Source organism: Megasphaera hutchinsoni (assembly GCF_001553405.1).
Classification (GTDB): domain Bacteria; phylum Bacillota; class Negativicutes; order Veillonellales; family Megasphaeraceae; genus Megasphaera; species Megasphaera hutchinsoni.
Genome location: NZ_KQ960952.1, coordinates 147,506 through 153,864, shown reverse-complemented (window position 1 = coordinate 153,864; position 6,359 = coordinate 147,506). Strand labels below are relative to the sequence as shown.

5 protein-coding genes are annotated in these 6,359 nt (G+C 35.1%); 1 reads left to right on the top strand and 4 read right to left on the bottom strand.

Annotated features, from left to right (window positions below; all coding sequences use genetic code 11):
- Positions 1–29 precede the first annotated feature (29 nt).
- Both HMPREF3182_RS04705 and HMPREF3182_RS04700 read right to left on the bottom strand, forming a co-directional pair.
- Complete coding sequence (locus HMPREF3182_RS04705) at positions 30–581, bottom strand: DUF805 domain-containing protein (protein ID WP_007393017.1); 552 nt, start codon at positions 579–581, stop codon at positions 30–32.
- Between the two features lie 152 nt (positions 582–733).
- Entirely contained in the window at positions 734–1,684 is a 951-nt protein-coding gene (locus HMPREF3182_RS04700) for a lactate/malate family dehydrogenase (RefSeq protein WP_007393000.1), read from the bottom strand.
- 257 nt (positions 1,685–1,941) lie between these two features.
- Between HMPREF3182_RS04700 and HMPREF3182_RS04695 the strand changes: the two genes are divergently transcribed.
- The gene (locus HMPREF3182_RS04695) at positions 1,942–3,507 is read left to right on the top strand and encodes a putative polysaccharide biosynthesis protein (protein ID WP_062485759.1); all 1,566 of its coding nucleotides are present in this window, start codon (positions 1,942–1,944) and stop codon (positions 3,505–3,507) included.
- A 37-nt stretch (positions 3,508–3,544) separates the two neighbouring features.
- Here the strand turns inward: HMPREF3182_RS04695 and HMPREF3182_RS04690 are convergent, their stop codons facing one another.
- Both HMPREF3182_RS04690 and HMPREF3182_RS04685 read right to left on the bottom strand, forming a co-directional pair.
- A complete protein-coding gene (locus HMPREF3182_RS04690; RefSeq protein ID WP_007393015.1) occupies positions 3,545–4,873 on the bottom strand; it encodes a C1 family peptidase in 1,329 nt (442 codons plus the stop codon).
- A gap of 351 nt (positions 4,874–5,224) precedes the next feature.
- Entirely contained in the window at positions 5,225–6,211 is a 987-nt protein-coding gene (locus HMPREF3182_RS04685) for a YeiH family protein (protein ID WP_007393021.1), read from the bottom strand.
- Between the last annotated feature and the right edge of the window lie 148 nt (positions 6,212–6,359).

Here is a 6,359-nt window from a genome sequence, read left to right as displayed (position 1 = left end):
AGATGGATATATATCCATCTCTTTTTTTATTAGCCCAAATGAGTTAACGGATCAGGGCCATATTTATTATTACCTTTTGTTCCTTTAGCAAACAAAAGATATACCCAAAACAAAATACCAATATAGGGTAAATACATAATAATACAATGCCATCCACTTTTATTACGATCATGTAATCGCCGGATAACAAACATACTTTGCATCACACAGAAACCTATAAAAATAGCAAATAATAACGTAATTTCACAATAAGAAACAGTAAAAAAAGTGCGCCCCGTAGGTAACATCAACCCTGTCATTCCGTGTAAAAAAGAATCCCATAATCGATTCATCAAAATGGAACCCCAAATGATCATAACAATCCAACCTATAATCGAAGACGCTGCAAAGGCCTTACGGCTCATACGTCCTCGTGGAGAAAAAAAGCGATCCGTCAACGAATCATCTCGCCATGGTTCATAATAAGTACGCGGATTATATCCATAACAGGGGGGATTTTGGTGGTAGGCATCTTTAGAACCTGCAAAACCTACTTCAAAAGGACTATCATAAGTAATTTTTTCTGTTTCATTCATATACATCAACACGCTCCTATCTCTTTTAAAACCCGTAATATCCCCATTAATAGACCTCTCTTTATTATAGTATACCACTAATAATAATATATATCAAAATAATCCTAAAAGGCATTACTAACAACGCCTTTTAGGATTATATAGTGATTTTTTACAAATTATAACAATGCATGACTTTTTTCAATATTCTTGCGAATAGCATCGCAGCATTGCTTAAACTCTACCTTTTCTTCATCTGTCAATTCATATTCAATAATCGACTCTACCCCTTTAGCACTAATGATGGCAGGAATACCACAATAAATTCCTTTTTCACCATATTCACCATTAAGATATGCCGATACAGGGATAATACGTTTTTCATCACGCAAAATCGTCCGTACTAACGTTGCCCCTGCCGAAGCAACACCATATTCCGTGCATTGTTTTCCTACATAAGTAACCCATGCCCCTTTAATTGCCATAGCTTGCGATTCTTCTTTAGTAAACTGGAATTCTTTTTTATTTGTCAATTCGCGTAATGGTTTCCCATAAAACGAAATGCAAGACCATGCTGCCATTTGTGCATTACCATGTTCCCCTATCATAAATGCCGTAAATCCACGAGCATCTAGTCCTGTATGTTTAGAAATAACCGCAATTAATCGTGCTGAATCCAATAATGTACCCGTTCCTACAACACGTTGTGTAGGTAATCCACTCTTTTCCCTAATTAAATTCGTAATAACATCGCAAGGATTAGTAATATTAACAAAAATACCATCAAATCCTGCAGCCATAATTTTAGGAATGAAATCAGCAACTTCTTTAACACTATTTTCTAACTCTTTATCACGATCATGAGTTGCTAATAACGCAATATTTCCCACCGCATTAACAATAATATCACAATCTTTTAAACCAGCATAATCAACCACCGTATAAACCGTATGATTAGGCATAAATGGTGCCGCATCATTCAAATCTTGCACTTCACTTAATACTTTTTGTTCATTTTTATCACAAAGATACACCGCATCGGCAATGCCCATCATACCTAAATTAAACGCTACATGTGCACCCACATGCCCCAATCCAACAACGCCAACAATTCTTTTTTTCAATCCCATTATAATCTCCTCCATCGTTATGCAAATAGGTTATTTTAATTATCACTATATAAATAGTACCATTCTTTTATTCTATATTCAATTAGTATAGTATATATTTGTCATACTAATTAGGAATATCTAAAAAAGATACATATGATTTTTATAATCGTTTCCATTTTTCGAAGCTTCTTTTCATTTAAAAGTAGATAGAAAAATAAAATTATGTTAAAATAAATTGTTTATAATAAGAAATTTACATAAAGCAAGGGGTTAATATGGTTAATAAGTTTATTTCAGGTACATTGATTTTAACCTTATCGGGATTTGTCGTAAAGGCTATTGGTAGTATTAATTGGATTATTCTTTCGCGTATTCTAGGTGGAGAGGGCATTGGAATTTATCAAATGGCTTTTCCTATTTATTTATTAGCACTCGAAGTATCCAGTGCGGGTATTCCAATTGCCATTTCTATCATCACTGCAGAAAAAGTAGCAAAAGAAGATTACCTGGGAGCTAAACGAATTTTTCACGTTTCCCTCACCATGCTCTGCACTACTGCACTAGTATTAAGTATCTTAGTATTCTTCGGTTCGCGTTTTTTTATTGATGAACACATTATTCGCGAAAGCAGAGCGTACTGGTCATTAATTGCATTAGCACCAGCTGTATTTTTTACCACCGTCATTGCTGGTTTTCGTGGCTATCTCCAGGGATGGAGACAAATGGCACCTACGGCGATTTCGCAAATTACCGAACAAATCGTGCGTGTTATCACGATGCTCGGATTTGCTTCATTTCTAATGCCCTATGGTCTTGAATATGCCGCTGGTGGTGCTAGTTTAGGTGCTGGGTTTGGTGGACTTGCAGCATTATTGGTGTTACTATTTTTTTACCACCGTTTGCAACAATCGCTTCCTAAAATACAAGCTCCCCTATATCCACAAGACAATGTACTCCACATATTAAAACGATTGGTTTCCCTTTCTATCCCAATTTCTATGGCAAGCATTATGTTACCTGTGGTTTCCAATTTAGATTTACTCATTGTTCCTCGTCGCTTAGAAGTGGCTGGTTTTACTACACATCAAGCCACAGAATTATTTGGCTATCTTACAGGAATGTCTGTACCTCTGGTTACCTTAGCAACCATTTTAACTATTGCCATGGCAATGAATTTAGTTCCTACCATTAGCCACTATTTCACGTTAGGTAATAAAGAAGAAATTTATCAACGTACTTCCAGTGCTTTACGAGTGTCCTTTTTGGTAACAATTCCCTTTAGCGTACTTCTATTTGTCATGGCATCTCCTGTCGTCACATTCATTTATAATGCACCTGCTGCAGCACCCGCAACTAGAACGTTAGCCATTGCCATTTTCTTTTTAGGTATGCATCAAATTACTACGGCTATTTTACAAGGACTAAAACGCCCCAAAATTCCAGTCATGAATATGATTATTGCCGCTGCCGTGAAAGTCTGTTGCAACTGGTTTTTAGTTGCTATTCCTACGTTAGGAATTCGCGGTGCCGCCTGTGCGACTGTGGCCGATATCGGTGTCGCTGCCTTATTAAACCTAATATTTATCTATCGACATACGGGATACCTCATAGATATAAAATTAATATTACGCAATGCTTTTGCTGCCATTATCATGGGTAGTATTGTTTCGCTTCTTTATATGTTCTTACACGTATATGTACCATTAGTCATCAGCCTATTTTTACCTTGTGCTATGGGTATGATCATATATATTGGAATCATGATGATAACAGGTGGAATAACGCGAGAAGATGTATCTAAAATTCCCTATTTTAATCGCTTTGCACATTACTTAAACTAAAAAATGGTAAACATCTATAGATGTTTACCATTTTTCATTACTTAATATATCCTAAAATTGTACAAAATGCATCATACGGGCTATATACAATCGGCTCTTTAGAAAGCCCCTGTAAATATTCTTTTGATACATATTTTTTATCAATAATAATTTCATATACATACTCCGTAAACCATTCATCGGACATAGAAAAAATACCTTTTTTACCATTTCCCTCTCCCCACGAATTTTCTACCTTCCACTGAAATGGTTTACCCTCTTTAACCTTGACACCTGTAATATTCATCGCATGTGTAGCTACAGATTGTCTTGAATCTAACCGATCGGCTTTAGAAAAATCACCTACCGGCGTAAGTGTTTCTTCGTAATTAAATATACGCGGATCTAATATTCCCGCTTTACGATCACTCATTTTCCCTACATCACAAGCAAACCATGCCGTTTTCCCATCTTGCAAAGACCGTTGCATCGCTTGTTTCATCTCTTCAATAGGTACATTTAATCCCCGCAAACCATCCATTTCCACAATATTTTTAATTTCCTGATTCACAAACACCCGTCCATACGGATTACGTTCGCGCGGATCATGAATCAGTCGGATGGTCTGATCGTAAAAGCCTGCCAAATATTTTTGATAAAATGATTGCGGCGTCATATCCCGTTCTACATGATATTTTTTATCCTTATCAATATATTCAAAATCAAAGGAAGTAACTGGGTTTCCTATACATTTCACAAAAATACTATATACCTTTTCCAAGCATGCTTCTTGTAACGCATCCATCTCTACATCAGATACACTTCGACGAATATCCATCGCATATTTTTTGATAATCTCTTCAACCCGTTCGAACATATCTTTAGAATTTTCCGTATTAAAGCTTTCTCCCATGACACTTTTCGGTACAATGCCATATTTTTCAATCAATGCTTTAAAGTATTCAAAATAACCGCCATCTTCCGTTTTAAACGTAAGTGCATGTATCACTTCTCGACTATTAATATCCAAGTTTTTTGTTTGCCGAATCATATTTAAAAATACATTCGTTTTTTCCATATTATCAAAAAAATAAAGATATGATTGTGATAATTCAAAAGATTCTAACTTCAATTCTTTTATCAATTTAGGTCGTGCCATATTCAATGCGGCAAATAACCAGCAACGACCCGATTGCTTTTGATCGGTAATATTTTTATGTTCAATCTCTTCACTAAATATAAAGTTATGTTGCTGAATCATGCGTTTATTTTTACTAGCCTCTACTATACCTACATTAGAAATAGCACTTTCTATCAATTTATTACGTCCATCTTGCTCATATGCATCATGCCATTTTTGATATAATTCATTCGTTAATGTTTTCATATGTACTCCTTATTCTAATTTTCTTTATTCACAACTATTATACATATATGACGATAATACATTTTGCTCTTTCTTAACATAAAAAAACGGTGAACAAAATAGCTCCCCATGACATATCAACACCATATATATACTATTGTTAATTTATTATACTACGGTATCTTCATATCATTCAACGCCTTTTGATAGATATTTTTAATATAAATAAAAAGGTATATGCTAGCATACGTAAAGCAATAAAAACACCTGTATTTCTCTCATTCCCTAACACCAAACTTACCAAGCCAGCACTAAAAAAGCACGGAATGCAACCTGCAATTCCGTGCGTTAACACTACTATCCCCTATTTATTTATAACATACCAATCACATGTTGTACAATCAAACTTACACTTGCTACACCAAACCAACAAAGTAAACCCAATACAATAGGACGCAATCCATTCCTAATGAGTCCCAATAAATGCGTATGTAACCCAATAGCTGTCATCGCTACAACGATGAAAAACTTTCCCGCTTCGCCTAGAAAATGCAACAAACTATGGGGAATTACCGTATTCCCTACCGTACTAATGATAGATGCAATAATAAAGTATAAAATAAAATTAGGAAATACTTTACGTAAAGAAAAAGCATTGTCCCCTTTTTGGCGCTTGGCCATGATAGTTGCAATAATAATGCATACAGGTACGATCATTAATGCTCGTGTTAATTTTGTAATTGTAGCCAATCCACCCGCAACTGCACTATACGAGTAACCCGCAGCAACAACAGAAGACGTATCATTAATTGCAGTACCTGCCCACATCCCAAAACCGCTATCTGACATATGCATCATATGCCCCAAAAAGGGAAATAAAAAGACAGCAATAATGTTAAATAAGAAAATCGTTGAAATAGAATAAGCTACATCCTTTTCATTCGCTTTAATAATAGGTGCTACAGCAGCAATTGCAGAACCACCACAAATAGCGGTGCCTACACCAACTAATGTAGTTGTGTTAAATGGTAATTTCAACAATTTACCAAATACAAACGCCACAATAAAAGCCGTAGCCAAAGTAAATACCATGACTGAAAAAGAACGAGCTCCCGTGTGAACAACATGCATTAAATTCATTTCAAAACCTAGCAAAACAATAGAATATTGCAATATTTGTTTTCCTGTATACGTAATTCCTGGTTCAAATGTAGGTGGTCGTTTTATCCCCGCAAAAATCATTCCTAATAAAATACCAAATACAGGACCACCAATAAGCGGAAATTTCCACCCTAATAATGCAGCTGGAATAGCAAAAATTAAGGTAAAGAGCATCCCTTTAATATGTATCCTAGACATTTCCCCAACAACTCCTCATTATAGAACTATATGCTATTCATATACATATAAAATATGTATATCTTGTTAGCAACTGTAAAACAGTGTATCATATAAAAAAGCATATGTAAAATTATATTATTTTATATATTTAATAGGTAGGAGGCTA